The sequence below is a fragment of the Falsirhodobacter halotolerans genome (genome assembly GCF_022899245.1).
Lineage (GTDB): Bacteria > Pseudomonadota > Alphaproteobacteria > Rhodobacterales > Rhodobacteraceae > Falsirhodobacter > Falsirhodobacter halotolerans.
On the sequence record NZ_JALJAZ010000001.1, the window covers coordinates 2,287,445 to 2,312,461 of the forward strand.

At 68.1% G+C, this 25,017-nt stretch carries 29 protein-coding genes; 17 read left to right on the top strand and 12 right to left on the bottom strand.

The genetic code is table 11. The annotated features are described in order from the left end of the window. Position 1: 1 nt before the first annotated feature. A complete protein-coding gene (locus MU449_RS11910; protein WP_244738371.1) occupies positions 2 to 862 on the top strand; it encodes a D-amino-acid transaminase in 861 nt (286 codons plus the stop codon). On the opposite strand, the gene MU449_RS11915 is transcribed toward MU449_RS11910, so the two are convergent. After that, positions 863 to 1,594, bottom strand: a complete 732-nt coding sequence (locus tag MU449_RS11915; RefSeq protein ID WP_244738372.1) for an N-formylglutamate amidohydrolase — start codon at positions 1,592 to 1,594, stop codon at positions 863 to 865. A gap of 132 nt (positions 1,595 to 1,726) precedes the next feature. Here MU449_RS11915 and pyk point away from each other — a divergent pair, with 132 nt between their 5' ends. The 6 genes from pyk to pheT all read left to right on the top strand — a co-directional run bounded on the left by pyk (position 1,727) and on the right by pheT (position 7,757). Next, positions 1,727 to 3,172 (top strand): pyruvate kinase, encoded by a 1,446-nt coding sequence (gene pyk, locus MU449_RS11920; RefSeq protein WP_244738373.1) that lies wholly within the window; start codon positions 1,727 to 1,729, stop codon positions 3,170 to 3,172. Between the two features lie 111 nt (positions 3,173 to 3,283). Beyond that, on the top strand, positions 3,284 to 3,484 hold the full coding sequence (rpmI, locus tag MU449_RS11925) for a 50S ribosomal protein L35 (RefSeq protein WP_244738374.1): 201 nt from the start codon (positions 3,284 to 3,286) through the stop codon (positions 3,482 to 3,484). An 11-nt stretch (positions 3,485 to 3,495) separates the two neighbouring features. After that, the gene (rplT, locus tag MU449_RS11930; protein WP_244738375.1) at positions 3,496 to 3,858 is read left to right on the top strand and encodes a 50S ribosomal protein L20; all 363 of its coding nucleotides are present in this window, start codon (positions 3,496 to 3,498) and stop codon (positions 3,856 to 3,858) included. A gap of 137 nt (positions 3,859 to 3,995) precedes the next feature. Beyond that, on the top strand, positions 3,996 to 5,078 hold the full coding sequence (gene pheS / locus MU449_RS11935; protein ID WP_280517659.1) for a phenylalanine--tRNA ligase subunit alpha: 1,083 nt from the start codon (positions 3,996 to 3,998) through the stop codon (positions 5,076 to 5,078). Further along, complete coding sequence (locus tag MU449_RS11940) at positions 5,075 to 5,365, top strand: YrhK family protein (RefSeq protein ID WP_244738377.1); 291 nt, start codon at positions 5,075 to 5,077, stop codon at positions 5,363 to 5,365. The genes pheS and MU449_RS11940 overlap by 4 nt, the downstream gene beginning before the upstream one ends. Positions 5,366 to 5,372: 7 nt before the next feature. Then, positions 5,373 to 7,757, top strand: a complete 2,385-nt coding sequence (gene pheT / locus MU449_RS11945) for a phenylalanine--tRNA ligase subunit beta (protein ID WP_244738378.1) — start codon at positions 5,373 to 5,375, stop codon at positions 7,755 to 7,757. Here the strand turns inward: pheT and panC are convergent. The 7 genes from panC to fliF form a co-directional block, all read right to left on the bottom strand. Continuing rightward, a complete protein-coding gene (gene panC, locus MU449_RS11950; RefSeq protein WP_244738380.1) occupies positions 7,754 to 8,572 on the bottom strand; it encodes a pantoate--beta-alanine ligase in 819 nt (272 codons plus the stop codon). The two genes, pheT and panC, sit on opposite strands and share 4 nt — an antisense overlap. Next, positions 8,569 to 9,393, bottom strand: coding sequence for a 3-methyl-2-oxobutanoate hydroxymethyltransferase (panB, locus tag MU449_RS11955; protein ID WP_244738381.1), 825 nt, complete (start codon positions 9,391 to 9,393; stop codon positions 8,569 to 8,571). The genes panC and panB overlap by 4 nt, the downstream gene beginning before the upstream one ends. A gap of 66 nt (positions 9,394 to 9,459) precedes the next feature. Continuing rightward, positions 9,460 to 10,197 (bottom strand): L,D-transpeptidase, encoded by a 738-nt coding sequence (locus MU449_RS11960; protein ID WP_244738382.1) that lies wholly within the window; start codon positions 10,195 to 10,197, stop codon positions 9,460 to 9,462. A gap of 102 nt (positions 10,198 to 10,299) precedes the next feature. Continuing rightward, positions 10,300 to 11,004, bottom strand: a complete 705-nt coding sequence (fliP, locus tag MU449_RS11965; RefSeq protein ID WP_244739062.1) for a flagellar type III secretion system pore protein FliP — start codon at positions 11,002 to 11,004, stop codon at positions 10,300 to 10,302. Further along, positions 11,004 to 11,270: a FliM/FliN family flagellar motor switch protein gene (locus MU449_RS11970; protein ID WP_244738384.1), complete on the bottom strand. Its 267-nt coding sequence runs from the start codon at positions 11,268 to 11,270 to the stop codon at positions 11,004 to 11,006. The genes fliP and MU449_RS11970 overlap by 1 nt, the downstream gene beginning before the upstream one ends. After that, positions 11,263 to 11,853 carry a FliH/SctL family protein gene (locus tag MU449_RS11975; RefSeq protein ID WP_244738386.1) on the bottom strand — a complete coding sequence of 197 codons (591 nt, stop codon included), beginning with the start codon at positions 11,851 to 11,853 and terminating at the stop codon, positions 11,263 to 11,265. The genes MU449_RS11970 and MU449_RS11975 overlap by 8 nt, the downstream gene beginning before the upstream one ends. Beyond that, the gene (gene fliF, locus MU449_RS11980) at positions 11,850 to 13,373 is read right to left on the bottom strand and encodes a flagellar basal-body MS-ring/collar protein FliF (protein ID WP_244738387.1); all 1,524 of its coding nucleotides are present in this window, start codon (positions 13,371 to 13,373) and stop codon (positions 11,850 to 11,852) included. Before fliF ends, MU449_RS11975 begins: the two co-directional genes overlap by 4 nt. 118 nt (positions 13,374 to 13,491) lie before the next feature. Between fliF and MU449_RS11985 the strand changes: the two genes are divergently transcribed. From MU449_RS11985 to MU449_RS12030, 10 genes are all read left to right on the top strand, one after another. Next, positions 13,492 to 13,950, top strand: a complete 459-nt coding sequence (locus MU449_RS11985) for a flagellar basal body-associated FliL family protein (RefSeq protein WP_244738389.1) — start codon at positions 13,492 to 13,494, stop codon at positions 13,948 to 13,950. An 11-nt stretch (positions 13,951 to 13,961) separates the two neighbouring features. Next, positions 13,962 to 14,264 (top strand): DUF6468 domain-containing protein, encoded by a 303-nt coding sequence (locus tag MU449_RS11990; protein WP_244738391.1) that lies wholly within the window; start codon positions 13,962 to 13,964, stop codon positions 14,262 to 14,264. Beyond that, the gene (locus MU449_RS11995; protein WP_244738393.1) at positions 14,261 to 14,821 is read left to right on the top strand and encodes a MotE family protein; all 561 of its coding nucleotides are present in this window, start codon (positions 14,261 to 14,263) and stop codon (positions 14,819 to 14,821) included. The genes MU449_RS11990 and MU449_RS11995 overlap by 4 nt, the downstream gene beginning before the upstream one ends. 3 nt (positions 14,822 to 14,824) lie before the next feature. Then, the gene (gene motA / locus MU449_RS12000; RefSeq protein ID WP_244738395.1) at positions 14,825 to 15,691 is read left to right on the top strand and encodes a flagellar motor stator protein MotA; all 867 of its coding nucleotides are present in this window, start codon (positions 14,825 to 14,827) and stop codon (positions 15,689 to 15,691) included. Next, positions 15,688 to 17,739, top strand: coding sequence for a hypothetical protein (locus tag MU449_RS12005; protein WP_244738397.1), 2,052 nt, complete (start codon positions 15,688 to 15,690; stop codon positions 17,737 to 17,739). The genes motA and MU449_RS12005 overlap by 4 nt, the downstream gene beginning before the upstream one ends. A gap of 69 nt (positions 17,740 to 17,808) precedes the next feature. After that, positions 17,809 to 18,450, top strand: coding sequence for a transglycosylase SLT domain-containing protein (locus tag MU449_RS12010; RefSeq protein WP_244738398.1), 642 nt, complete (start codon positions 17,809 to 17,811; stop codon positions 18,448 to 18,450). Then, positions 18,447 to 20,504 carry a flagellar biosynthesis protein FlhA gene (locus MU449_RS12015; RefSeq protein WP_244738400.1) on the top strand — a complete coding sequence of 686 codons (2,058 nt, stop codon included), beginning with the start codon at positions 18,447 to 18,449 and terminating at the stop codon, positions 20,502 to 20,504. Before MU449_RS12010 ends, MU449_RS12015 begins: the two co-directional genes overlap by 4 nt. Beyond that, positions 20,501 to 21,262, top strand: coding sequence for a flagellar biosynthetic protein FliR (locus tag MU449_RS12020; RefSeq protein ID WP_244738402.1), 762 nt, complete (start codon positions 20,501 to 20,503; stop codon positions 21,260 to 21,262). The genes MU449_RS12015 and MU449_RS12020 overlap by 4 nt, the downstream gene beginning before the upstream one ends. After that, a complete protein-coding gene (locus MU449_RS12025; RefSeq protein WP_244738404.1) occupies positions 21,259 to 22,326 on the top strand; it encodes an EscU/YscU/HrcU family type III secretion system export apparatus switch protein in 1,068 nt (355 codons plus the stop codon). The genes MU449_RS12020 and MU449_RS12025 overlap by 4 nt, the downstream gene beginning before the upstream one ends. Then, on the top strand, positions 22,323 to 22,637 hold the full coding sequence (locus MU449_RS12030; RefSeq protein WP_244738406.1) for a hypothetical protein: 315 nt from the start codon (positions 22,323 to 22,325) through the stop codon (positions 22,635 to 22,637). The genes MU449_RS12025 and MU449_RS12030 overlap by 4 nt, the downstream gene beginning before the upstream one ends. On the opposite strand, the gene MU449_RS12035 is transcribed toward MU449_RS12030, so the two are convergent. Genes MU449_RS12035 through flgG form a run of 4 tightly spaced genes read right to left on the bottom strand, consistent with a single transcriptional unit; the run spans position 22,634 to position 25,016 of the window. After that, entirely contained in the window at positions 22,634 to 23,077 is a 444-nt protein-coding gene (locus tag MU449_RS12035; protein WP_244739064.1) for a flagellar basal body-associated FliL family protein, read from the bottom strand. The two genes, MU449_RS12030 and MU449_RS12035, sit on opposite strands and share 4 nt — an antisense overlap. Beyond that, on the bottom strand, positions 23,074 to 23,802 hold the full coding sequence (flgH, locus tag MU449_RS12040; protein ID WP_244738408.1) for a flagellar basal body L-ring protein FlgH: 729 nt from the start codon (positions 23,800 to 23,802) through the stop codon (positions 23,074 to 23,076). Before flgH ends, MU449_RS12035 begins: the two co-directional genes overlap by 4 nt. A 9-nt stretch (positions 23,803 to 23,811) precedes the next feature. Continuing rightward, complete coding sequence (gene flgA / locus MU449_RS12045) at positions 23,812 to 24,231, bottom strand: flagellar basal body P-ring formation chaperone FlgA (protein ID WP_425310608.1); 420 nt, start codon at positions 24,229 to 24,231, stop codon at positions 23,812 to 23,814. Then, the gene (gene flgG, locus MU449_RS12050) at positions 24,231 to 25,016 is read right to left on the bottom strand and encodes a flagellar basal-body rod protein FlgG (RefSeq protein ID WP_244738412.1); all 786 of its coding nucleotides are present in this window, start codon (positions 25,014 to 25,016) and stop codon (positions 24,231 to 24,233) included. The genes flgA and flgG overlap by 1 nt, the downstream gene beginning before the upstream one ends. Position 25,017: the final 1 nt, after the last annotated feature.

Genomic DNA, 25,017 nt, shown 5'->3' on the forward strand with positions numbered 1-25,017 from the left:
CATGACACGCACTGTCTATGTGAACGGCGACTACCTTCCCGAAACCGAAGCCAAGGTGTCGATCTTCGACCGGGGCTTCCTGATGGGCGACGCCGTCTATGAGGTGACGTCGGTTCTGGACGGCAAGCTTCTGGATTATGCGGGGCATGAGGCGCGTCTGGCGCGGTCGCTGTCGGAACTGGGGATGACGAACCCGATCTCGGCCGAGGATCTGCTGGCCGTGCATCGCGAGCTGGTGGCGAAGAACGGCATCGTCAACGGGCTGGTCTATCTTCAGATCTCGCGCGGGAATGCGGGGGATCGCAGCTTCGTGTTCCCCGACGCCTCGGTTCCCGGCACGGTGGTCCTGTTCACCCAGGCGGTGCCCGATCTGGATTGGCCCACGGCGTCGAAGACCGGCATCAAGGTCATCGCCTTCGACGATCTGCGCTGGGGCCGCCGCGACATCAAAACGGTGCAGCTTCTGTGGCCGTCGATGGCCAAGATGGCGGCCAAGAAGGCGGGCTGCGACGACGCGTTCTTCGTGATGGATGGCGTGGTGACGGAGGGGTCGTCCTCCAACGCCTATATCGTCAAGGGCAACAAGATCATCACCCGGCCGCTGTCGAACGACATCCTGCACGGGATCACCCGCGCCGCCCTCCTGACCTATGCCAAGGAAGCGCAGTTCGAGATCGAGGAGCGGGCCTTCACCATCGAAGAGGCGCAGAACGCGGATGAGGCGTTCGTGACCGGCGCGTCGACCTTCGTCATGCCGGTGGTCCAGGTGGACGGCCAACCCGTGGGCACCGGCGCGCCGGGGACGGTCGCCAAACGCCTGCGCGAAATCTATCTGGACGAGGCGCGCAAGGCCGCCATCTGATCACAGATCGGCCAAGGCCTCCGTCAGGGCCTTGGCCAGCCGGTCGGCCCATTCGGCCTGCCCTTCGGCCGTGGCAATCAGGTCGTTGCGCACCTCGATCAGCGTGTTGTGCCGCCCCATCTGCAGCGCGTGGCGGTCGATCGCATCGCCCGGCAGATGCCCGGAATAGGGTTCGTTGTCCCCCACCGTCAGATCCGGGTCCCGCGCCAGCCGCGCGATCAGCGCACGGCTGAGACGGTCGTCCAGATGCGAATGCAGCACGCCCACCTGCCACGGGCGGGGCGCCCGGCCCTTCAACTGCCGCGTGAAGGAATGGATCGACACGATCACCGTCCCCTCTTGCCGCGCGGCCATCCGCGCCAGCGCCGTGTGATAGGGGCGATAGAGCGTCTCCAGCCGCCGCGCGATCTCGGCCCCGTCCACATGGCGGTTGGCGGGGATGATCGTGCCATCGTAAAGCTGCATCACCAGCGTCGGATCGTCCTCCCCCCGGTTGGGATCGATCACGAGACGGGAGAAATCCGACAGGATCGCGGGCGCGTCCAGCCGGTCGGCCAGCGCCACCGCCAGCCCCGCCGCCCCCACGTCAAAGGCGATGTGACGGCCCATGTCCGCCGGGGCAATGCCCAGCGATCCGCCCCCCACATCTTGCGGCACCCGATTCGTCGCATGGTCGCAGGTGATCAGCAGATTCGAGCCGCGGGATTCGCCGTGTATCTGAAAAGGTGGCACGAACGCTCTCCCTGTCGCATTCCGGTGATGGGTTGGATATAAGCCGCGAGAAAGTGAAATGACCAGTCGCGGTCTTTGTTGTGCGCTAACACGAAAGCGGGCAGAAACGATCGCGACAGATGGGAGAACTGCATGAGACGCCTTCGCAACGTCAAGATCGTGGCCACGCTCGGTCCCGCCTCCAGCAGCTATGACGTCATCCGGGCGTTGTTCGAGGCGGGGGCCGACGTGTTCCGCCTGAACATGAGCCATGGCAGCCATGACGACATCCGCGCCCGTCACGAGATCATCCGCCAGATCGAAAAGGACACGGGCCGCCCGATCGGGATCCTGGCCGACCTTCAGGGGCCGAAGCTGCGCGTGGGCACCTTTGCCAACGGGTCCGAGGATCTGGCCGTCGGCGCGCCGTTCCGCATGGACCTGTCCGACGCCCCCGGCGACGCGACCCGCGTCACCCTCCCCCACCCGGAGATCTTTGCGGCGCTTGAGGCGGGCACCCCGCTTCTGGTGAACGACGGCAAGATCCGCCTGCGCGTGGACAGCTGCGGCCCCGATTTCGCCGATTGCACGGTGGAAGTCGGCGGCACCATCTCCAACCGCAAGGGCGTGAACGTGCCCGACGTGGTGCTGCCTTTGGCCGCGCTGTCGGACAAGGACCGCAAGGATCTGGAATTCGTCTGCGATCTGGGCTGCGACTGGCTGGCGCTGTCCTTCGTGCAACGCCCCGAGGATGTGGTGGAGGCCCGCGAACTGGCCCGGGGCCGCGCCGCGATCCTGTCCAAGATCGAGAAACCGGCGGCGGTCCGCGCCTATGACGCGATCCTTGAGGTGTCGGACGGCATCATGGTGGCGCGCGGCGATCTGGGGGTGGAGCTTCCGGTCCATGCCGTGCCGCCAATCCAGAAACGTCTGGTGCGTGGCGCCCGCGCCGCGGCCAAGCCGGTGATCGTGGCGACGCAGATGCTGGAATCGATGATCGAATCGCCCATCCCCACGCGGGCCGAGGTGTCGGACGTGTCCGGCGCGATCTATGAAGGGGCGGACGCGGTCATGCTGTCGGCCGAATCGGCCGCAGGCAGCTATCCGATCGAGGCGGTGACGACGATGAACAACGTCGCCATCAGCGTCGAAAGCGACCAGACCTACCGCGAGGTGATCGAGGCCAGCCGCCGCGTCAAACGCTCCTCAGTGGCCGACGCGATCGTCGCCGCCTCGCGCGAGATTGCCGAAAGCACGCCGATCAAGGCGATCTGCTGTTTCAGCCAGACGGGCACGACCGTGTCGCTGGTGGCGCGCGAACGGCCCCGCGTGCCGATCATGGCCCTGACCCCGCTGATGGAGACCGCGCGCCGGATGACCCTGACCTGGGGCACCCACAGCGCGATCACCGAAATGCAAAGCCGGTTCAAGGGCGCGGTTCTGGCCGCCGCCAAGGCCGCGCGCGACGCGGGCTTTGCCACGACCGAGGAATCGGTGGTGGTCATGGCGGGGGTGCCCTTCAACCATGCGGGCACGACGAACATCCTGCGCGTGGCACCTTGCGACGAATCGAAGATCGTCAGCGCGGAAACCGAATAAGCCTTGCGGGGGGCGGCGTTCGCGCTTATACGACGCCCCCTGAATACCCGCGCGCCCGGCCGATGTGGCATTGCCGAGGCGTGCGTTCACAACTCGCAAGAGGAGATGGAAATGCCCAAGATGAAGACCAAGTCGGCCGCGAAGAAGCGTTTCAGCTTCACGGCCTCCGGCAAGGTGAAGGCCGGTCCCGCCGGCAAGCGCCACGGCATGATCAAACGCTCGACGAAATTCATCCGCGACGTGACCGGGACGATGATCCTGTGCGCGGCGGACGAGAAGATCGTCAAGAAATACATGCCCTATAACCGGTAAGGAGAGCGTAGATGTCCCGCGTCAAATCCGGCGTCGTCACGCACGCCCGTCACCGTAAAGTCATCAAGGCGGCCAAAGGCTACTACGCCGCCCGTTCGACGAACTTCCGCACCGCAACGCAGGCCGTCGACAAGGCGAACCAATATGCGACCCGCGACCGGAAAACCCGCAAGCGCACGTTCCGCGCCCTGTGGATCCAGCGCATCAACGCCGCTGTTCGTCTGTTCGACGCCGAGATGACCTATTCGCGTTTCATCAACGGTCTGGCGAAAGCCGGGATCGAAGTGGACCGCAAGGTCCTGGCCGATCTGGCCGTGCGCGAGCCGGAGGCGTTCAACGCCATCGCCACGCAGGCGAAAAAGGCCCTCGCCTGATATCGGAAAGCCCCGCCACTGGCGGGGTTTTTTCTTGGGCCCGCCCCGAACCCGCCCCGTGGCGGGCTTTTTTCGGGCCCGTCCTTGCCAGCAAGGGCGCGGGGCAGTATCCCAAACCCGGACTTACGGAGGCCGGCATGGACGGGATCGACACGCTTCGCGACACTTACCTCAACCGCATCAAGGATGCGGGGGACGAGGCTGCGGTGGAGGATATCCGCCTGGCCGCCCTTGGCAAGAAGGGCGAAATCAGCCTGAAGATGCGCGAGTTGGGGAAGATGACCCCGGAGGAGCGTCAGACCACCGGCGCCGCCCTGAACCGTCTGAAGGACGAATTGGACGCGGCCTTGCGCGCGCGAAAGGCCGGGTTCGCGGATGCGGCACTGGAACAGCGGCTGGCCTCGGAATGGCTGGACGTGACGCTGCCGGGCCGCCCGCGCCGTCAGGGGACGATCCACCCCGTCAGCCAGGTGATGGACGAGCTGACCGCGATCTTTGCCGATATGGGCTTTGCCGTGGCCGAGGGGCCGCAGGTCGAATCCGACTGGTATAATTTCGACGCGCTGAACATCCCGCCCGAACACCCCGCCCGGCAGGAGCATGACACCTTCTTCATGCACCGCGCGGAGGGCGACGACCGCCCGCCCCATGTGCTGCGCACCCACACCTCGCCCGTGCAGATCCGCGCGATGATGGCGCAGGGCGCGCCGGTCCGCGTGATCGCGCCGGGCCGCGTCTATCGCATGGACATGGACCAGACCCACACGCCGATGTTCCATCAGGTCGAGGGGCTGGCGCTGGACAAGGGCATTTCCATGGCCAACCTGAAATGGGTGCTGGAGGAGTTCTGCCGCGCCTTCTTCGAGGTGCCCTCGGTCGAGTTGCGCTTCCGCGCCTCGCATTTCCCCTTCACCGAACCCTCGGCCGAGGTCGATATCCGCTGTTCGTGGAAAGACGGCCAGCTGAAGATTGGCGAGGGCGACGACTGGATGGAGATCCTCGGTTCCGGCATGGTGCATCCCAAGGTGCTGAGCGCGGCGGGCGTGGACCCGAGCCAGTATCAGGGCTTCGCCTTCGGCATGGGCATCGACCGGATCGCCATGCTGAAATACGGCATCCCCGACCTGCGCGCGTTCTTCGAGAGCGACCTGCGCTGGCTGCGCCATTACGGCTTTGCCGCGCTGGATATGCCGGATCTGGCCGGGGGCCTCAGCCGATGACCCTTTCGGACCGCCTGTTCCGGCACGAAAATCGCGAGGCGGACGAGCATTCCCGCCGCACCTATGCCCGGTTCGAAATTGCGCGCACCTTTGTCGAATTCGCGGCGGCGATCTGCTTTCTTGTCGGATCGGTCATGTTCTTCTACGACGCCCTGATGATTCCGGCGACGTGGTTCTTCACAATCGGATCGCTGCTGTTCGCGGCCCGTCCGACCCTGAAAATCTGGCGCGAAGTGCGGCTTTACCGCATGGGCAAATGGCGCAAGCTGGCCCAAGGCGCGAAGTGAGGCATCCATGAAATTCACCCTCTCCTGGCTCAAGACCCATCTTGACACCGCCGCCAGCCTTGACGACATCGCCTATGCCCTGACCGATCTGGGGCTGGAGGTGGAGGGCATCCACGATCCCGCCTCGAAGCTGAAGGCGTTCACGCTGGCCAAGGTCGTCCACGCCGAACAGCATCCCGACGCCGACCGCCTGCGCGTCTGCCGCGTGATGACCGACGAGGGGGAGAAGCAGATCGTCTGCGGCGCCCCCAATGCGCGCGAAGGGATCACGGTCGTTCTGTGCAAGCCCGGCGATTACGTGCCGGGCATCGACACGACGCTGGGCGTCGGCAAGATCCGCGGTGTCGAATCCCTTGGGATGATGGCATCCGAGCGGGAGTTGGAGCTGTCGGAGGAGCATGACGGCATCATCGAACTGCCCTCGGGCGAGGTGGGGGATCGGTTTGTCGACTGGCTGGCCGCGAACGCGCCGGACAAGGTCGATCCGATGATCCACATCAAGATCACGCCGAACCGCCCCGATGCCCTGGGCGTGCGCGGCATCGCGCGCGATCTGGCCGCGCGGGGTCTGGGCACGTTGAAACCGCTGGTGGTGGAGCCGGTTGCCGGTGCCTTCCCGAACCCGATCACGGTGCGGACCGGGACGCCCGCCTGCCCGCTGTTCATGGGCCGTGTGATCCGCGGCGTGACGAACGGCCCGTCGCCCGCGTGGTTGCAGGCACGGCTGACGGCGATCGGGCTGCGGCCAATTTCGGTGCTGGTCGATATCACCAACTTCTTCACCTTCGACCTGAACCGCCCGCTGCATGTGTTCGACGCGGCCAAGATCGCCGGCGATCTGGTGGTGCGCGACGCGCGCGAGGGCGAAAGCCTTCTGGCGCTGGACGACAAGACCTATGCTCTGCGCCCCGGAATGGTGGTGATCGCCGACGACAACGGCATCGAATCCCTTGGCGGGATCATGGGCGGCGAGGCGTCGGGCTGCACCGAGGCCACGACCGACGTCTATCTGGAGGCCGCGTTCTTCGACCCGATCGTCACGGCGACCACGGGCCGGGCGCTGAAGATCAACTCCGACGCCCGCTATCGGTTCGAACGCGGGATCGATCCGGCCTTCACCGCCGACGGGATGGAACTTGCGACGCGCATGATCCTGGATCTGTGCGGGGGGGAGGCGTCGGAGGTGCAGATGGCGGGGGCCGTGCCCGACACCGCCCGCGCCTATGCCCTCGACACCGACCGCGTGGTGTCGCTGGTCGGCATGGACATCCCGGCGGACGAACAGCGCGCGACGCTGACCGCGCTCGGCTTCCGGCTGGAGGGCGACATGGCCCATGTGCCGTCCTGGCGCCCCGACGTGCTGGGCGAGGCCGATCTGGTGGAGGAGATCGCCCGCGTCGCCTCGTTGACCAAGCTGCAGGGCACGCCGCTGGCCCGCCCCGCGCCGGGGGTGCCGCGTCCCATCCTGACGCCGCTGCAAACGCGCGAGAAGATGGCCCGGCGGACGCTAGCCGCCTTGGGCTACAACGAATGCGTGACCTACAGCTTCATCAACGCGGGCGATGCCGCGTTGTTCGGCGGCGGGGCGGATGCGGTGCGGGTGGAGAACCCCATCAGTTCGGAAATGACGCATCTGCGCCCCGACCTTCTGCCCGGCCTGTTGCGGGCGGCGGCGCGCAATCAGGCGCGCGGGTTTCAGGATCTGGCGCTGTTCGAGGTGGGCCCCGCCTTCACCGGCGGGGAACCGGGCGAACAGGTGATCCAAGCCACGGGCCTTCTGGTGGGCGCGACGGCGGCCCGCGATCCCCACCGGTCGCGCCGCGCCTCCGACGTGTTCGACGCCAAAGCGGATGCCGAGGCGGTGCTGAACGCCTTGGGTGCGCCCGCCCGCGTGCAGATCACCCGCAAGGTGGACGGCTGGTGGCATCCGGGCCGGTCGGGCGCGATCGGCCTTGGGCCGAACCGTCTGGCCACGTTCGGCGAGGTGCATCCCCGCATTCTGGCCGCGCTGGACATCAAGGGGCCGGCGGTGGCCTTCACGATCCAGATCGCGAATATCCCGCTGCCCAAGGTGAAAACGCCCACCCGCCCCGCGCTGGCCCTGTCGGACCTGCAGGCGGTGGAACGGGATTTCGCCTTCGTCGTAGACAGCAAGGTCGAGGCGCTGACGCTGGTCAACGCCGCCGCCGGGGCCGACAAGGCGCTGATCGACGAGGTGCGGGTGTTCGACGAATTCGCCTCGGACGCACAGAAGGCCGAAGGGAAGAAATCCCTTGCCCTGACCGTGCGCCTTCAGCCCACCGCCGCCACCCTGACCGACAAGGATATCGAGGCGGTGAGCGCGAATATCCTTGAGAAAGTCGCGAAGGTGGGGGGCAGCCTGCGGACCTAGACCGCGATGTTGTCGATCAGGCGGACGCCGTCCACGGTGGCCGCCACCAGAATGCGCGCCGGTCGGGAGAGGTCCTGGACCGGCGCCAGCGTTTCCGCATCGGCCAGTTCGGCATAATCGACAGAACGGAACCCCGCCGCCTTCAGCGTTTCGGGGATGCGGTCCACCGCCGCCATGTCCCCTGCCCGGACCGCCGTGGCCGCCTGGGTCATCGCGCGGTGGATGGTTTGCGCGGCGTCGCGCGCCGAGGCGTTCAGGCGGCGGTTGCGCGACGACATGGCCAGCCCGTCCGCCTCGCGCGATGTGGGGCAGCCGACGATGCGGATGGGCAGGTTCAGATCGGCCACCATGCGCCGGACAATCTGCAACTGCTGCCAATCCTTTTCGCCAAAGAACGCTACATCCGCCTGGGTCATGCCGAACAGCTTGGTCACCACCGTCGCCATGCCGTCGAAATGGCCGGGGCGGTGCGCGCCCTCCAGCCGGTCGCTCAGACCCTTCACATGGACGGTGCTGGAAAATCCGGGGGGATAGACCTCGTCCACCTCCGGCAGGAACACGGCCACCCCGTCCAGAAGGGCGATGTCGCGCGCCTCGTCCCGGGGATATTTCGCCAGATCCTCGGGGTTGTTGAACTGCGCCGGGTTGACGAAGATCGTCACGATCACCCGGTCGCACTGCGCGCGGGCGGCCGCCACGAGGCTGAGATGCCCCTCATGCAGCGCGCCCATGGTGGGAACGACGCCAACGGTCGCCCCCTCGCGCCGCCATGCGGCAACGGTGCGACGCAGGTCGACCACGCGGCGCAGGATCATGCCTTGCCCTCATCGGCAAAGCTGTGATCCTCGGTCGGAAAAGCACGGTCGCGCACCTCGGCCGCGAAATCGGCGATGGCGCGATCCGCCGCGCCCGCCAGATCGGCATAGCGTTTGACGAATTTCGGTTTGAAATCGGCGAACAGGCCCAGCATGTCATCGACGACCAGCACCTGACCGTCGCAGCCGTTCCCCGCGCCAATGCCGACCGTCGGCACGGCCAGATCGGCGGTGATGCGGCGGCCCAGACCGTCCGGCACCTTTTCCAGAACGACGGCGAAGGCCCCGGCCTCGGCCACGGCGCGGGCATCCGCCGCCACGCGGTCCCCGTCCGCGCCGCGCCCCTGCACCTTGTAGCCGCCCAAGCTGTGCACCGCCTGCGGCGTCAGCCCCACATGCCCCATCACCGGAATGCCGCGCGCGGTCAGAAAGGCGACGGTGTCGGCCATGGCCACCCCGCCCTCCAGCTTCACCGCGCCGGCGCCAGTGTCCCGCATCAGGCGGGCGGCGTTGCGAAAGGCCTGCTCGGGGCTTTCCTCATAACTGCCGAAGGGCATGTCGATGACGCACATCGCCTGTCCCAGGCCGCGCATCACGGCCTGACCATGGGCGATCATCATCTCCATCGTCACGCCCAGAGTGGAGGGGAGGCCATAGACCACCATCCCCAGGCTGTCGCCCACCAGCACCAGATCGCAATGCCGGTCCACGATTTTCGCCATCGGCGTGGTATAGGCCGTCAGACAGACCAGAGGCCCCTGCCCCTTGCGGGCGCGAATATCGGCGGCCGTGATCTGCCGCGCGCGGGCGGTGGCACTCATGAAAAAGCCCTCCCCAAAGGTGTGGGAGGGCTTATAGCGGCGGGGAGCGTGAAGCGCCAGCCGTCGTCAGCCTTGGGTCGCGGTCCCGGCCGTGGCCAGAACGGTGCCGGGCGGATGGATGTCGCCGTTGCCGTCCTCGACCCACTGGCCTTCGTATTGCAGGCTCTCGGCCTCGGTCCGGACCTTCACGCGGGTGCCGTTGCCCACACGTTCATAAAGGTCGATGATGTCCTGATTGAACAGACGGATACAGCCCGCCGAGGTGGCCCGCCCGATGGAGCGGTTGTCGATCGTGCCGTGGATGCGATACATCGTGTCGCGCCCGTTGCGATAGAGATAGAGCGCGCGCGCGCCCAGCGGGTTTTCCAGACCGCCCTCAAGACCCCGGGCGAATTCGGCATAAAGCTCGGGCTGGGTGCGGATCATGTTCTGCGTGGGCGTCCAGTTCGGCCATTCCCGCTTCATCGAGATGACGGCATTGCCGCGGAACGCCTTGCCCTGCGGGCCGACCCCGATGGCATAGCGCATGGCCCGCCCGTTCGGCTGCACGTAATAAAGAACCCGCGCGAAGGGATCGACGACGATGGTGTTGGCATCCTCCGGCCCGGTATAGGCGACTTCGGACCGCACCTTTTCCGGGGTCAGATAGCGGGGCTGCACGGCGGGGATATAGAATTCGCCGTCCTGGACCGCCGCATAGCGGGGGTCGGCGACGGGGGCTTGGGTGACCTGCGGCGGCTGTCCGCAGGCGGCAAGAAACGCCAGCGACAAAGCGGCAGCAAAATGGCGAAGGGTTTGGCGCACCGGAGGTCCCCTGTAATCGTGAGCTTTCCCGCCAACCTGCGGCGCGGGGCCGCAAGGTCAAGGTGCGGATGCGGCTTTCCCGCACCGGCCGTTGCAGGAATGTCACCCGACATAGCTGCGCACCAGCGCCGCCGACAGAAGCGACCAGCCGTCCGCAACGACAAAGAAGGCCAGCTTGAACGGCAGGGACACGATGGCGGGCGGCACCATCATCATCCCCATCGACATCAGCACCGCCGAAACGACAAGGTCGATGATCAGGAAGGGCAGGAAGATCAGGAACCCGATCTCGAACGCGCGCTGGATTTCCGACAGAAGGAACGACGGCACGAGGATCGACAGCGGCGCCTCCTCCAGCGGGGGGCCGTCGCGCAGGGCCGCCAGCGTGGCATAGGCGTCGGGATCGAGGCGCGCGGTCATGAAGGCCCGGAAGGGATCGACGATGCGCGGCCAGGCGGTGGCGAGGTCCAGCGCCCCACGGCTGAGCGGCTCCACCCCGTCCGTCCACGCCTGCGTCAGCACGGGATCCATGACGAACCACGTCAGGAACAGCGCAAGGCTGATGATCAGCATGTTGGGCGGGGCCTGTTGCAGCCCGATCGCCTGCCGAAGGATCGACAGCACCGTCACGATGAAGGGAAAGCACGTCACCATCACCGCCAGCCCCGGCACGAGGCTGAGGATGGTGATCAGCGCGATCAGCTGGATGGAGCGTCCGGCGAGCGACCCGCCCTCCCCCATGTCCAACGTCACCTGCTGCGCCAGCGCCGGTTCGGCCAACAGGATCAGAACCAGCGTCAGCCGGATCACAACCCGCCCCCGTTCGGGGCCACCTCGGTCAGGCGCACGGCGAGCTGGCCGGCCTGATCGCCCTGCCCCTCCTCCAGCATCCCGCGCGCGATCAGGCGGTCGCCGACATAGAGTTCGACCGGATCGTCCACCCGCCGGTCCAGCGTCAGGACCGCATCGCGGCCAAGGTTCAGCAAATCGCGCACCTGCGGTCGGGCGCGTCCGACCGAAACGGTGACCTCGATGGGCACATGGGCGAAGGGGGTGTCGATGCGGTCATCCATTCTGGCATGCCTTATCCGGGTGTGGGGTGTGAAGGGTGAAGAAATCGGCCATCGCGGCCAGGGCCGCGTCCGCCGCACGGGCGGGGTCGACGGCGCATTCCGCGCCCCGTGCCGTCAGACGGGCGCGGCCCGGGGCCAGCGTGTCATCGACCGCGAAGGTCAGGGGCAGGGCGGACGGGGCGAGGCGCGCGCGCAGGATCGCCGCCTCCTCGGCTGTGGTGAACAGGGTGACGGGATGGTCCGCCTCCAGCATCGGCTGCAAGGCGTCGACGATGCTGGGGGCCAGTTGGTCCGCCGCCAACGGCGGAAGAACGGCGCGCAGGGCGGCCAGAATCAGGGGCGCCGTGCCCGACAGGACATGGGTCCGCGCCTCATGGAAGGTAAAGGCCGCATCCTGAAGCGCTTCGGCCAGACGGGCGGCGGTGGCCCGGTCCAGCGCCTCGGCGCGGGTGTCGGCGTCGGCCAGACCGGCGGCGTGCCCTTCGTCCCAGGCCGCGCGCCGGATCGCCTCAAGCTCTGCCGCGGGGGTGACGATCAGGTCGGGATCGCCCTCACCAAAGGCTTCCAGCCGAAGGGGGATCACGCGCGTTCCCCCTTGTCCATCCAGCCGCGCAGAATCTCCACCGTCTCCACCTGCCGCGTTTCGATCAGGCGGCGCAGACGATCCACGGGGTCGGCCTCGACCGGTTCAGCGTCGATCAGCGCGCGGTCGTTTCCGGCGATCTCGCCCGTCAGGGCAGGGGTCGGGGCTGTGCCGGGCAGGGCCAAAACCGGCGGCGGCGCATCCAGCAGGGCGGGTTTGCGCGTCAGGATCGGGCGCACCACGAAAAGGCCGAGGATCAGCGCGACCAGCGCCAGCGCCGCGATCTGGATCAGGCGCATCGTGTCCAGCCCCGCCATCCACCCCGCCTCGGCCAAGGTGCCTTCCGCCGCGACGCCCGTGAATTGCAGGGACCGCAACGTCAGCACGTCGCCCCGCGCGGTGTCCAGCCCCACGGCCGAGGATACCAGATCCTGCAACGCCGCCATCTCCTCCTCCGGCCGGGGCGTCCATTGCCCGTCGGTCATCAGCCCGTTCACCAGCACGGCCACCGTGATGCGTTTTGTGGCCCCCGGTTGGCGCAGCACCTCGCGCTGAGTTTCGGACACTTCGTAGTTGATCGTCTCCTGCGTTTCGGAATTGCTGCTGCGCCCCGCCCCGGCATCCCCCGCCGCGTCGCCGTCCGGCAGGTTGGAGGCCACCGTCACATCGCCCGACGGGCGCTGGTCCGAGGCCGTCTTTTCCACGGTCGAGGAGGAGATCGGCACCCGCCCCTGCGGATCAAAGCGGCGTTCGACGATGGATTCGCGTTCGGTCTCGGTGTCGATCGACACCTCCACCACCGCGTTGCCCGCGCCGACCCGTGCGGCCAGCAGGCGTTCGACATTGCGGCGCAACTCCTCGGCCCGGTCGGTGGCGGGCGGGGTTTCCGCCCCGTCCACCAGACCCCGCGCGCTGTCGATGATGGCCACATCATCCACCTGCATACCGGCGACCGCACCGGCCACAAGGTATTTCAGCGCGCGGGCCTGCACCGGGGTCAGCGCGCCTTGGGCGGTGGTCAGCGTCACGCTGGCGGTCGGTGCCATATCGCGGCGGAAGGGCTGGCCGGTCCCTTGGGCGATGTGCACCCGCGCCGCGCGAATCCCCGGCATGGCGAGGATGGTGCGCGCCAGCTCCCCTTCCTTGGCGCGCAGATAGGCGGCATCGAACATCTGCGACGTGGTGCCGAAACCCGACAGACCGTCCAGCAATTCGTATCCGCCCGATCCGGCGGCCGGCAGGTTCTGCCCCGCCAGCATCATGCGCAGCCGGTCGCGGTCCGCCGCCGCGACGCGGATCGAATCGCCCTGGACGTCATAGGTGGCCTTCGCCTGATCCAGCGCCGCCACCACCTCCCCCGCCGCGGCGGGATCGAGGCCGGAATACAACAGTGCCATGTCGGGCGTGGAGGCTGCTCGCGACAAGAGCAGCACCGCGCCGAACATCGCGACCGTCGCCCCCACCACCATCGCGCGGCGGGCCATCGTCATCGCGGACCATAGGGCAAGAACATTCTGCATCGCGTCACCTCGGATCGGGGTTTCTCCCCTCATCGCCGTCATCGCCCATTCGCCCTTAACAATCGGTTAGTGGAATGTTCCTTATACGGGGTTCCGACGCAGAAAGCGGGGAACGACGATGGCGGACATGGCGGTTCAACCGGAAGCACGTGGCAAAAGCTCGCGCTTGCCACTTATCATCGCGGGGGTGGTGGCACTGGGGCTGGGGGGCGCGGGGTTCTGGGCCACCTATACCGGCATGGTCGCCCTGCCCTCGGGACATGCGGCGCCGCAAGCCCCCATCGCCTTCGTGCCGCTGGATGCGCTGATCATCTCGCTGGGCGACATGAACGACCGCCAGCATCTGCGATTCGCCGCCCAGCTTGAGGTCGCCCCCGAACATCAGGCCGAGGTGGCCAAGCTCGCCCCCCGCATCCTCGATGTGCTGAACGGATATCTGCGCGCGGTGTCGGTGTCGGACCTCGACAACCCCGCGCAACTGGTGCGCCTGCGCGCGCAGATGCTGCGCCGGGTGCAGATCGTGACGGGCGAAGGGCGCGTGCGCGACCTGCTCGTCACCGAATTCGTGATGAACTGACGGGGGCCGACATGGACATGATCGCGGACATCTTTCTTGGCGCCGGTGCCTTGGGGGCGGCCTTCTACTGCCACATTCTGGGACGCCGTCTGAAGGCCTTTGCGGGGCTGGAGAACGGGTTGGGCGGGGCCATCGCCGTCTTGTCGGCGCAGGTGGACGACATGACCCGCGCGCTGGACCGCGCGCGCACCACCGCCGGCGCATCGGCGGATGAGCTGGAGACCCGCGTGGCGCGGGCCGAGGCGGCGGCCCTGCGGCTGGAACTTCTGATGGCCTCGCTCCACGATCTTCCCACAACCGACAAGGCGGCATGATGGCCCGGAAAACCAACGCGCTTGTGGCGATCGCGCTGATGATGGCCTCGGCCGGGGCGGTGAAGCTGGGCGGCGGCATCGGCGAGGCGCTGGCCCGCGCGCCCGACCCGGCCGAAACCCTGCCCGGCACCGTGCCGCTGATCTGCCCCGAACCGCCCGCCGCCTTGGCCGAGGCGCTGCGCCTGCGCGAGGCGCAAGTCGCGACGCAGGAAACCGCCGTGGCCGAACGCCTGGCCGCGCTCGACACCGCAAATCGCCTAATCGACGACCGGATGGCGCAGTTGCAGGCCGCCGAGGCGGCACTGGCCGAAACCTTGTCCATCGCCGATGGCGCGGCGGAAAAGGACATCGAGCGGCTGACGGCGGTCTATGAAGCGATGAAGCCCAAGGACGCGGCGGGGCTGTTCACCACGATGGACACCGAATTCGCCGCCGGATTTCTGGGCCGGATGCGCCCTGACGCCGCGGCGGCGGTCCTGTCGGGGATGCCCGCGCCCAACGCCTATGCCGTCAGCCTGCTGCTGGCGGGTCGCAACGCCCTTGTGCCGACGGAGTAAGCCATGCTGGGATTTATCGGAATCGCCGTGATCTTCGTCATGGTCTTCGGCGGCTACACCGTGGCGGGGGGCAAGATGGGGATCATCCTGCACGCCCTGCCTTATGAAATGGCGATGATCGCGGGGGCGGCGGTCGGGGCGTTCCTGATCAGCAACGACGGCGCAACGGTGAAGGCCACGCTGCGCGACGTGAAGCGCGTGTTCAAGGGCGCGGCGTGGAAGACCGACGATTACCGCGATCTTCTGTGCCTCTTGTTCGAACTGGTGCGGGTGGCCCGGGCCAACCCCATCGCGCTGGAGGAGCATATCGAAAACCCCGCCGCCTCGTCCCTGTTCGGCAAATATCCCAAGATCCAGAAGGATCACGAGACGGTGGACCTGATCTGCGACACCTTGCGCGCGGCCTCCATGAACTATGACGACCCCCATCAGGTGGAGGAGGTTCTGGACAAGCGGATGGAGGCGAACGCCCATCACGCCCAAGCCAGCAGCCACGCATTGCAGGCCATGGCCGACGCGCTGCCCGCCCTTGGAATCGTCGCCGCCGTTCTGGGCGTGATCAAGACCATGAGCAGCATCGACCAGCCCCCCGAGATTTTGGGCGGCATGATCGGCGGCGCGCTGGTCGGCACCTTTCTGGGCGTGTTCCTCGCCTATGGTTTCGTCGGACCCTTTGCCGTGCGCCTGAAGGCGCTGGCGGAGGAGGACAGCCATTTCTACGGCCTGATCCGCGAGGTTCTGGTGGCCAATCTGCACGCCCACCCCGCCAATATCTGCATCGAGGTGGGGCGGCAGAACACCCCGCACCACCTGCGGCCCGGCTTCAACGATCTGGACACCGCGCTGCGCGGATTGAAGGAGGCGGCGTGATGCGGCTTGCGCTGGCGTTCTTTCTTCTGGGCACGGCCTCCGCCCTGCCCGCCTTGTCCCAGACCGTGACCGTGCGGTCGGGCGACCATCCGGGGTTCGCCCGTCTGGCGATGGACCTGCCCACACCGCAGGCTTGGCAGTTCGGGCGGGTGGAGGGGGGCTATGCCCTTCGGCTCGACACGCCGGTGGAGATGAACCTGAGCCGAGTGTTCCGTGCGATCGGGCGTGGCCGTATCGGCGCGGTGGCGATGGCGGACGGCCTTCTGACCGTGACCCCCGCCTGCACCCCCTGCCACGCCGTCGCGTTCGAGACGAAACGCGGGACGGTGGTCATCGATGTGAAAACCGGCGCGGCCCCCGCCGATTCGCGGTTCGAGCAACCGCTGGTGATGGCGGCAGCGGACCCCGCGCCCGCCGATCCTGCGCCGCCCGATCCTAAGCCCGTTGACCCTGCCCCCCCCCCTGCCCCGGCCGACCCTCCGCCCGCCGCCATGCCCCCGTCCCCCGCGCCTGCGGATGCGTTGCCGGCCCTCCGCCCCCGCGCCGGGTATGATTGGACGGCCCTGCCGCGGGCGGAGGTGGCCCCGCCCATGACCCCCGCCCTCGATCCGTTCCGCGAGGCGATCCTGCGCCAACTGGCCGAAGGGGCCGCGCGCGGCGTGGTGGACATGGTGGAGACGTTGCCCCCCGCACCCCCCGCCCCGCTTCCCGCCCAGATACGGATCGCCGAGGAGCCGGGCTTCGTCGCCGATCCCGCCATTCCGCTGACCTCCGACGGCACCGCCTGCCCCGCTGCGGACCGGTTCGCGCTGGCCGATTGGGGCCTGCCGGGGCCCGTGTCCGAAACGCTGGCGCAGGGGCGTGCGGGGCTGGAGGGGGAGTTCGACCGACCCGATCCCGCCGCCGTGCAACGCGCCGTCCGCTATTACCTGCATGTGGGTTTCGGGGCCGAGGCGGCGCAACTGGCGGATATCTACAACCTGCGCGATGAGCGCACCGCCTACGATCTGATCGCGCGGGTGTTGGACGACCGGCCCGTGGATGCGGCCTATCCCACGCGGATCGCCTCCTGCGACGGGCCGGCGGCCCTGTGGGGGATTCTGGCGCTGCCCACCCCCGCGCAGGACGAAAACACCCAAGCCGCGCTGCAGGCCTTCGTGGCCCTGCCCCAGCATCTGCGGGTCGCCTTGGCGCCCACGCTGGTCGCGCGGTTCGCGGCCCGCAACGATGACGCGTCGGCCCGTATCGTGCAGGATGCGGTGCTGCGCGCCACGCCCGATCCCGATCCCGCCACCCGTCTGATGGCCGCCCGCATGGCCGAGGGGGGGGAGGCCGACCTGAAACGCATCCTGGAGGAAGGCGGCCCCGGCGCGGACGACGCTTTGGTGGCGTTGGCCGATCGGCAGATCGCGTCGGGCGCGCGGCTGGACGATGCGACGTTGATCGGACTTCAGGCCCTGCTGCGCGAACGGCGCGGGGGGGAGGACACGGCGGCGCTGCGGCGTCTGGTGATTCTCGGCCTCGCCTCCACCGGCGATTTCGACGCGGCGTTCCGGGCGGAACGCGAGGACCCGGCGGCGCAACCCGCGCTGTGGGACTGGCTGGCGCAAACCGGAGGGGATGACGCGGTGCTGACCCATGCCGTGCTGCCGCCCGAGGCCGCGATGCCGCGCGTGCCGCAGACGATTCGCCTGGCCCTCGCCGCCCGGCTGACCGACCTTGGCCTGCCCGATCCGGCGCTGGCCTGGCTGCCGCGCGACGTGGATCTGGACCGCGCCCCCGAGGTGGAGCGTCTGGCCGCCGCCCGCGCGCACCTGACCCGCCGCGACGCCCGCCGCGCGCTGGTTCTTGCGGCCGGGCTGGAGGGGGCGGAGGCCGACGCCATCCGCCGCGGGGCCGAGGCGCAGCTTTCGCCCCCGACCATCCTGCCCCCCGACGCGGCCCCGCTTCCCCTGCCCGAGGCGGGTCCGCTGGTGCAATCCCGCGCGCTTGTCGGCCAATCCGGGGATGCGCGCGCCCAGTTAGAGGCGCTTTTGAAGCCCCGCTAACGCATTGGTAAGGTTGCGGACCTAAGGCTGGATCAAAGCGGCAGAAGCCGCGCCATTCGGGTGAAACCCATGTTTCTGCGGCTGTGTCTTGCCTTTCTTCTGCCATCCATGGCGATGGCCGCCACCGATCCCGCCGCCATGTGCGAACAGGCGGCCCAGATCGCGGCGCGGGAAGAAGGGGTGCCCTTTGACGTGATGCGCGCCCTGACCCTGACCGAAACGGGCCGCCGACAGGACGGGGCGCTGCGCCCTTGGGCCTGGGCGGTGAACCGCGCGGGCGAAGGGCAATGGTTCGACACCCGCGAACAAGCATTGGCCTTCGCCGAATCCTCCCTGCGGCAAGGGGCGCGGAACTTCGATGTGGGGTGCTTTCAATTGAACCACCGCTGGCACGGCGATGCGTTTCGCGATCTGGCGGCCATGTTCGACCCGGTGACCAACGCGCGCTATGCCGCGCGGTATCTGCGGGAACAGTTTGCCACCACCGGCGACTGGACGGCGGCGGCGGGGGCCTATCACTCGTTCACGCCGGAATTCGCCCAACGCTACAGCGCGCGGTTCGCGCAGTTGCGCGGCGGGATGGCGGACATGCCCGCGCCGACGCAGGTGGCGGTGCACCGCGAAAACAATTTCCCGCTGCTGCGTGGGGGACAGGGGGCGTCGGGCTCCCTCGTCCCGCTGAGCGGGGGGCGAAAGCTGTTCGGCCCATGACCATGCAGATCCGCAACCTCTATCACCCCACCGTGTTGCTGGCGCTGGCGCTGACCGCCGTCGTGGTGATGATGATCCTGCCGGTGCCCGCATGGATGCTGGATGTGGGGCTCGCGCTGTCCTTCGCGCTGGCGATCCTGATGCTGACGGTGGTGCTGTTCATCGAACGCCCGCTGGATTTCTCGGCCTTTCCGACGATCTTGCTGGCCTCTCTGATGCTGCGGCTGGCGCTGAATGTCAGCTCGACCAAACTGATCATCGGGGAAGGGCATACCGGCACCGACGCGGCCGGCCATGTGATCGAAGGTTTTGCCAACTTCATCATGGGCGGCAATCTGCTTTTGGGGATCGTGATCTTCTGCGTGCTGATGATCGTGAATTTCGTCGTGATCACCAAGGGCGCGGGCCGCATGGCCGAGGTGGGGGCGCGCTTCGCCCTGGACGGGATGCCGGGCAAGCAGCTGGCCATCGACGCCGACATGTCGGCGGGCGCCATCGACCATGCCGAGGCGAAGGCGCGGCGCGAAACGGAACTGGCCGAAACGAACTTCTTCGGCGCGCTGGACGGCGTGTCGAAATTCGTCAAGGGCGATGCGATCGCAGGCCTGCTGATCACCGCGCTGAACCTGATCGTCGGGCTGGTCGTGGGCATCGCGATGCATGACATGGCGGTGGGGGCGGCGTTCCGCACCTATTCCATCCTGACGGTGGGCGATGCGCTGGTGGGGCAGATTCCGGCGGTGCTGATCTCCATCGCCTCGGCCCTTCTGCTGACGCGGGGGGGCGGCAAAGGCGCGGCGGATGTCGCGTTCTTTGAACAGCTGGGCCGCTATCCGGCGGCGCTTGGCACGGTGGCTGCGCTGATGGCGCTGTTCGCGATCGTGCCGGGGATGCCGTTCCTGCCCTTCATCCTGGGCGCGGCAGGGCTGGCGGCGGCGGCGTGGTTCGGGGCCAGGCGGGCCAAGGTGCCGGAGGCGGCGACGCCCCTTGACGGCCCGCCCCCGCCCCGTCCCTTGGGCGACATTCTGGATTTCGACGACATCCACATCGAATTCGCCCCCGATCTGGTGGCCATGGTGCTGGACCCCGCCACCGGACTTGATGCGCGCATCACCAACATGCGCACCTATATCGCCACCGCCTTCGGCCTGATCCTGCCCGAGATTCGGCTGACGGACGAAGCCGCCCTGCCCCCCGGCACCTACCGCATCCGCCTTCACGGGGTAGAACGCGCGCGGGACCGGCTGCGCGCGGACCGTGTGCTGATGTTGCTGGGCGACGGCGAGGGCGGCCCCGTGGGCGAGGATGTGCGCGAGCCGGTCTATGCCGCCCCCGCCCGCTGGATCCCCCGCGACCGACAGGAAGAGGCGGCGATGGCGGGCCTGACCGTCGTGTCCCCGTCCGAAGTGTTGGCGACGCACCTTCTGGAAGTGCTGAAGACCAGCCTTGGCCGCCTTCTGACGCTGAAGGGACTGCGCCGTCTGCTGGACGAGTTCGTCAATCTGTCCGACCCCGTCCGCGCCGCGGCCAATCGCCGTCTGCTGGATGAACTGGTGCCGGAAAAGGTGCCGGTGGACCTGCTTTTGTCGGTCCTGCGCCTGCTGCTGGAGGAAAAGGTCTCGATCCGCAACCTGCCCCTGATCCTTGAGGCGGTGGCCGAAGCGCGGTCCTTGGGCGCGCCGGAGGCGGTGTGCGACCATGTGCGCCAGCGACTCGGCTTTCAGATGGTGGCCGAACTGAAGCGCCCCGACGGCACCATCCCCCTGATCCAGCTGGCGCAGGAATGGGAACAGACCTTTGCCCGCCACACGCTGGACGGCGCGCGCGACGTGGCCCTGCCGCCCGATACGTTCAACCGTCTGGCCGCCGGACTGGCCGAGGGGTTGAACAAGGCCGCCGCCACCGGCACCTATCCCGCCATCGTCACCTCCGCCCCCCGCCGCCGGTTCCTGCGGACCGTGGTGGCGGCGAAGGGGTTGGGCGCGCCGGTCCTGTCCTATGAGGAGATCGGCCTTGACGCGCGCCCGTCCATGGTGGGCGTGGTGTCCGCGTGACGGATCTGTTCGCCGCCCTGTCGGAGGCCACGGGCCTTGCCGCCGATCTGTGGCGGCAGGGGTTCGCCGTCTTCCTCCGGGTCGGCGCGCTGATGGCCCTGCTGCCGGGGTTCGGCGAACAGGTTGTGCCCGCGCGCGTGCGGTTGGTTCTGGCACTGGCCCTGACGGCCGTGGTGGCCCCGGTGGTGACGCTGCCCGACCTGGGATTGGCCGGATATGGGGGGGAGGTGGTGGCCGGGTTGGTCCTGGGTCTCGGGCTGCGTCTGTTCATCGTGGTCCTGCAGACGGCGGGGGCGATCGCGGCGCAGGCGTCGTCCCTGTCGCAGATTCTGGGGGGCGCGGGCGAACCGCAGCCCGCCATCGGCCACCTGCTGACTTGGGGCGGCATCGCGCTGGCGATGAGCGCGGGCCTGCATCTGCGGGTGGTGGAGGCGCTGATCCTGTCTTACGACGCGCTGCCGCCGGGGGCGGTCATGTCGCCCGGCGTGATGGCCGAATGGGGCGTTGCGCAGGTGGCGCAGGCCTTCCGGCTGGCATTTTCGCTGGCCGCGCCCTTCGTGGCGGCCTCGCTGATCTATAACGTGGCGCTTGGGGTCATCAACAAGGCGATGCCGCAATTGATGGTGTCGATGATCGGCGCGCCCGCGCTGACGCTTGGCGGGCTTGCGATGCTGGCGGTGGTCGCCCCCTTGGCGTTGTCGCTGTGGCTGGGCGCGCTGCACGATTGGCTGGCCGACCCCTTCGCGGGCGCACCATGAGCGAGGGGGCCGACAAACCCCATGACCCCACCCCCGAGCGCCTGCGCAAGGCGCGCGAGGAGGGGGACATCCCGAAATCGCCCGACCTGACCTGGGCGGCGGCCTGCGGGGGGTTCGTGCTGGCGGCGCTGGTCGCGGGGCCGGGGGCGATGCGCGGGGCGGGCGATGCGGCGATGGTGCTGATCGATCAGGCCCCCGCCCTGTCGCGCCTGATGATGGACAGCGCTTCGGCCCCGTTGGCGGGCATCCTGCGGCAGATGCTGGTGGCGCTGTGGCCCTTCTTCGCCCTGCCCTTGCTGGGCGCGCTCGCGGCGCTGGCGCTGCAACGGGGCCTTCGGCCCGTGCCCTCCAAGCTGAAGCTCAAGAGCAGCCGCATATCCCCCCTGTCGAACGCCAAACAGAAATTCGGACCGGACGGCATGTTCGAATTTGGGAAAAGCTTCATTAAGATGATGCTGATCGGCACGATCCTCGTCTGGTTCCTGATGGGCCGCGCGACCGAGCTTCTGGCGACGCTCTATCTCGACCCCGGTGTGGGGATCGCGGTGATCCTTCGGCTGGTCGTGGTCTTTCTGGCCATCGTGCTGGGCCTGTCCCTGATGATCGGCGGGGCCGATTACGGCTGGCAGCGGCTGTCCCACACCCGCCGCAACCGCATGTCGCGGCAGGATGTGCTGGACGAACACAAGGCCAGCGAGGGCGATCCGCACATGAAACACCAGCGCCGCCAGCGGGGCATGGCCATCGCGATGAACCGAATGCTGGCCGATGTGCCCAAGGCGGATGTGGTGATCGTGAACCCCACCCATTACGCGGTGGCGCTGGCTTGGGATCGGGCGGCGGGCGGCGCGCCGGTCTGCGTGGCCAAGGGCGTGGACGAGATTGCCGCCCGCATCCGCAAGGCGGCGGCCGAGGCGGGCGTGCCGATCCATTCCGATCCCCCCACCGCCCGGACCCTGCACGCCTCGGTGGAGATCGGGGCCCAGATCCATCCCGACCATTACCGCGCGGTGGCCGCCGCCATCCGCTTTGCCGACACCTTGCGCAAAAAGGCGAAACGATGACGCAGATCGCACGCTTGCAGGCCCTGTCGCAGATGATCCTGGATGCCCGCATCGCTGATGTGACGCGGGCCGCCCGCGCGCGCGAAGACAGCCTTGCGCATCTGCGGGCGTTGCAGGTGGCGCCGGGGCCGAACGACGATCCCGTCCTGTCGGCACAGGTGGCGTTGCGGTATCAGGCCTGGGCCGACGGGCAACGCGCCGCGATCAACGCGACGCTGGCCCAGCAGACGGCGGATTGGCTGGAGGCGCAGGACCAGGCCCGCGCCGCCTTCGGGCGGGCGCAGGTGCTGGGAAAACTGGCGGGACGCTAGCTGTCCTGCCGCATGATGTCCACGATCAGGACATCGGTCAGGATCGGCCCCAGAACCCGCTGCCCTGTTTCGGTCAGCGAGCGACGCAAGGTCACAAGGTTCGCGGCATCGGTGAAGCTGCCGCGGAACCCGCCGGTGTTGGCGTGATCGAACAGGACCTGAAGGAACCCGTCGCGCAGTTTCGGCTCCTTGGCATAGACCTCGGCCGATGCGCCGACCGTGGTTTCCAGCGACAGCGACAGGATCACCATCGCCGCCACGCGCCCGCCTTCGACCACCGGGACCACGAACTGGTTGCTCATCTTGACGTAATCATGCGCGGTGACGGGCGGGGGGGTATCCTCCGCCTCCACCGGCGCGGGGCGCAGGAACAGGCCGGCGGCGGTCGCACCCCCGGCAATCACCAGCACCAACAGGATCGGAAGCAGCTTTCCCATCAGAACGGCAGGACGATATCGGCGATCTGCTGGCCATAGCGCGGCTGCTGCACATCGGTGATCTGCCCCCGCCCGCCATACGCCACCCGCGCGCCCGCGATCTTGTCATAGGTGACCTCGTTCTGACGCGAGATGTCGGCGGGGCGGACATAGCCCGTGACCATCAATTCGCGCAGTTCGTAATTCACCCGCACCTCCTGCTGCCCCTCGATCCGCAGGACGCCGTTCGGCAGCTCCTCGATCACGGTGGCCGCCACGCGCAGCTCCAGCTTCTCCTGCCGTTTGGTCGATCCGTCACCTTCGTAATTGTGGGTGGAGGAGGTGTTCACGGCATTGGCCAACGACGCATCGCCCGAAATCTTGCCGTCCAGCCGCTGCGGCAAGCCGATCAGCTGCGGAATGCGCATGGAATCCGTGCCCGCGCGCGACCGCCCGGAGGTGTTCTTCATCTCCGCACTGTCGTTGATCTCGATCACCACGGTCAGGATGTCACCGCGCCGTTCCGCGCGGCGATCGCTCAGCAAGGCCGTCCGGCTGCCCGTCCACAAGGACGATTGCACGGCGGGTGTCGTCTGCGCCGCCGAATCCGGCAGCGGCGTGGAATAAAGCGAATTGAATTGCGACGACGTCTCCAACCCCGTGAAGCCCGGGGCCTTGCCCACCTGCGACATGCGGGTGCAGGCGCCAAGGGCGGTAAGGGCGATCAGTCCAAGAAGGGCAACGCGCATGGCGATCCTTTACGATTGCGGGCCGACGAGCACCTGCCCATCCGCCGAGATGCGCCCCGTGACCATCGTCCGGGACGTGAGATTCATGACGCGGATCACATCGCCCACCCCGCCGCGGCCCAGGGCCCGGCCTTCGGTGCGGATGGCCAGCGCGCCGCTGTGATAGGCCAGGGGCACGACCTGATTGCGCAGCACGATGGCAGGCGCGCCCAGATCGGCGGCCTGCACGGGACGGTTGGCATAGAGCGTGACCCGCGCCTCCATCCCCACCGCCAGATCGGGATGGTCCAGCGCGCCGGGCACCTCGCCCGCCACCAGCGCCACGTCGGCGGGGGTGATGACCTGTTCGGCGCGGATGGTTCGGGTGGCGACCACCGTGTCGGCCCAGCCGGCCAGTGGCAGCAGGGCAAGGATCAGGGCAAGCCGGATCATCGCGTCTGCACCGTGGCCGACAGCATCTGGTCGGCGGCGGTGATGACCTTGGAATTCAGCTCATACGCCCGCTGCGCCTTGATCAGTTCGGTCACCTCGCGCACCGCATCGACAGAGCTTTCCTCCAGATACCCCTGCCGCAACGTCCCCAGCCCGTCCTGCCCCGGTGTCGCGGCCAAAGGCGGGCCGGAGGCTTCGGTTTCCCGCAAGAGGTTCGAGCCGATGGCCTCCAGCCCCTTGGCATTCGTGAAACCGACCAGATTCATCTGCCCCAGAAGCTGCGGCTGCACCTGGTCGGAGAAATAGGCATAGACCTCGCCGCTGGCGTTGATCGACAGGCTGCGCGTCTCGTCGGGAATGACGATGCCCGGTGCCACCTCATGCCCGTCCGCCGTCACGATCAACCCTTCGGCCGACCGCTTCAACGCACCGTCGCGGGTGTAGCCCGCCGTGCCGTCGGGCAGTGTCACCTCAAGATAGCCCGCCCCCTCGATCGCCACGTCCAGATCGCCGCCGGTCATCGCCAGCGACCCTTGCGCCAGCACGACCGACACCGAGGCCGGGCGCACGCCCAGACCCAGTTGCACGCCCGTGGGCAGCATCGTCCCATCCTCGGCCGCGATGGTGCCGGGGCGGGTCAGCTGCTGGTAATGCAGATCCGCGAAATCGGCGCGCCGCGCGTTGTAGCCGGTGGTCGACATGTTGGCGAGGTTGTGGGACACCACATCCACCCGCATCTGCTGTGCCGCCATGCCAGTGGCCGCGATCTGCAACGCTTTCATC

Coding starts and splice junctions, on each gene's coding strand:
- MU449_RS11910 (WP_244738371.1), top strand. CDS start 2: ATGACACGCACTGTCTATGTGAACGGCGACTACCTTCCCGAAACCGAA.
- pyk (WP_244738373.1), top strand. CDS start 1,727: ATGAGACGCCTTCGCAACGTCAAGATCGTGGCCACGCTCGGTCCCGCC.
- rpmI (WP_244738374.1), top strand. CDS start 3,284: ATGCCCAAGATGAAGACCAAGTCGGCCGCGAAGAAGCGTTTCAGCTTC.
- rplT (WP_244738375.1), top strand. CDS start 3,496: ATGTCCCGCGTCAAATCCGGCGTCGTCACGCACGCCCGTCACCGTAAA.
- pheS (WP_280517659.1), top strand. CDS start 3,996: ATGGACGGGATCGACACGCTTCGCGACACTTACCTCAACCGCATCAAG.
- MU449_RS11940 (WP_244738377.1), top strand. CDS start 5,075: ATGACCCTTTCGGACCGCCTGTTCCGGCACGAAAATCGCGAGGCGGAC.
- pheT (WP_244738378.1), top strand. CDS start 5,373: ATGAAATTCACCCTCTCCTGGCTCAAGACCCATCTTGACACCGCCGCC.
- panC (WP_244738380.1), bottom strand. CDS start 8,572: ATGATCCTGCGCCGCGTGGTCGACCTGCGTCGCACCGTTGCCGCATGG.
- panB (WP_244738381.1), bottom strand. CDS start 9,393: ATGAGTGCCACCGCCCGCGCGCGGCAGATCACGGCCGCCGATATTCGC.
- MU449_RS11970 (WP_244738384.1), bottom strand. CDS start 11,270: ATGGATGACCGCATCGACACCCCCTTCGCCCATGTGCCCATCGAGGTC.
- fliF (WP_244738387.1), bottom strand. CDS start 13,373: ATGCAGAATGTTCTTGCCCTATGGTCCGCGATGACGATGGCCCGCCGC.
- MU449_RS11985 (WP_244738389.1), top strand. CDS start 13,492: ATGGCGGACATGGCGGTTCAACCGGAAGCACGTGGCAAAAGCTCGCGC.
- MU449_RS11990 (WP_244738391.1), top strand. CDS start 13,962: ATGGACATGATCGCGGACATCTTTCTTGGCGCCGGTGCCTTGGGGGCG.
- MU449_RS11995 (WP_244738393.1), top strand. CDS start 14,261: ATGATGGCCCGGAAAACCAACGCGCTTGTGGCGATCGCGCTGATGATG.
- motA (WP_244738395.1), top strand. CDS start 14,825: ATGCTGGGATTTATCGGAATCGCCGTGATCTTCGTCATGGTCTTCGGC.
- MU449_RS12010 (WP_244738398.1), top strand. CDS start 17,809: ATGTTTCTGCGGCTGTGTCTTGCCTTTCTTCTGCCATCCATGGCGATG.
- MU449_RS12015 (WP_244738400.1), top strand. CDS start 18,447: ATGACCATGCAGATCCGCAACCTCTATCACCCCACCGTGTTGCTGGCG.
- MU449_RS12025 (WP_244738404.1), top strand. CDS start 21,259: ATGAGCGAGGGGGCCGACAAACCCCATGACCCCACCCCCGAGCGCCTG.
- MU449_RS12030 (WP_244738406.1), top strand. CDS start 22,323: ATGACGCAGATCGCACGCTTGCAGGCCCTGTCGCAGATGATCCTGGAT.
- flgH (WP_244738408.1), bottom strand. CDS start 23,802: ATGCGCGTTGCCCTTCTTGGACTGATCGCCCTTACCGCCCTTGGCGCC.
- flgG (WP_244738412.1), bottom strand. CDS start 25,016: ATGAAAGCGTTGCAGATCGCGGCCACTGGCATGGCGGCACAGCAGATG.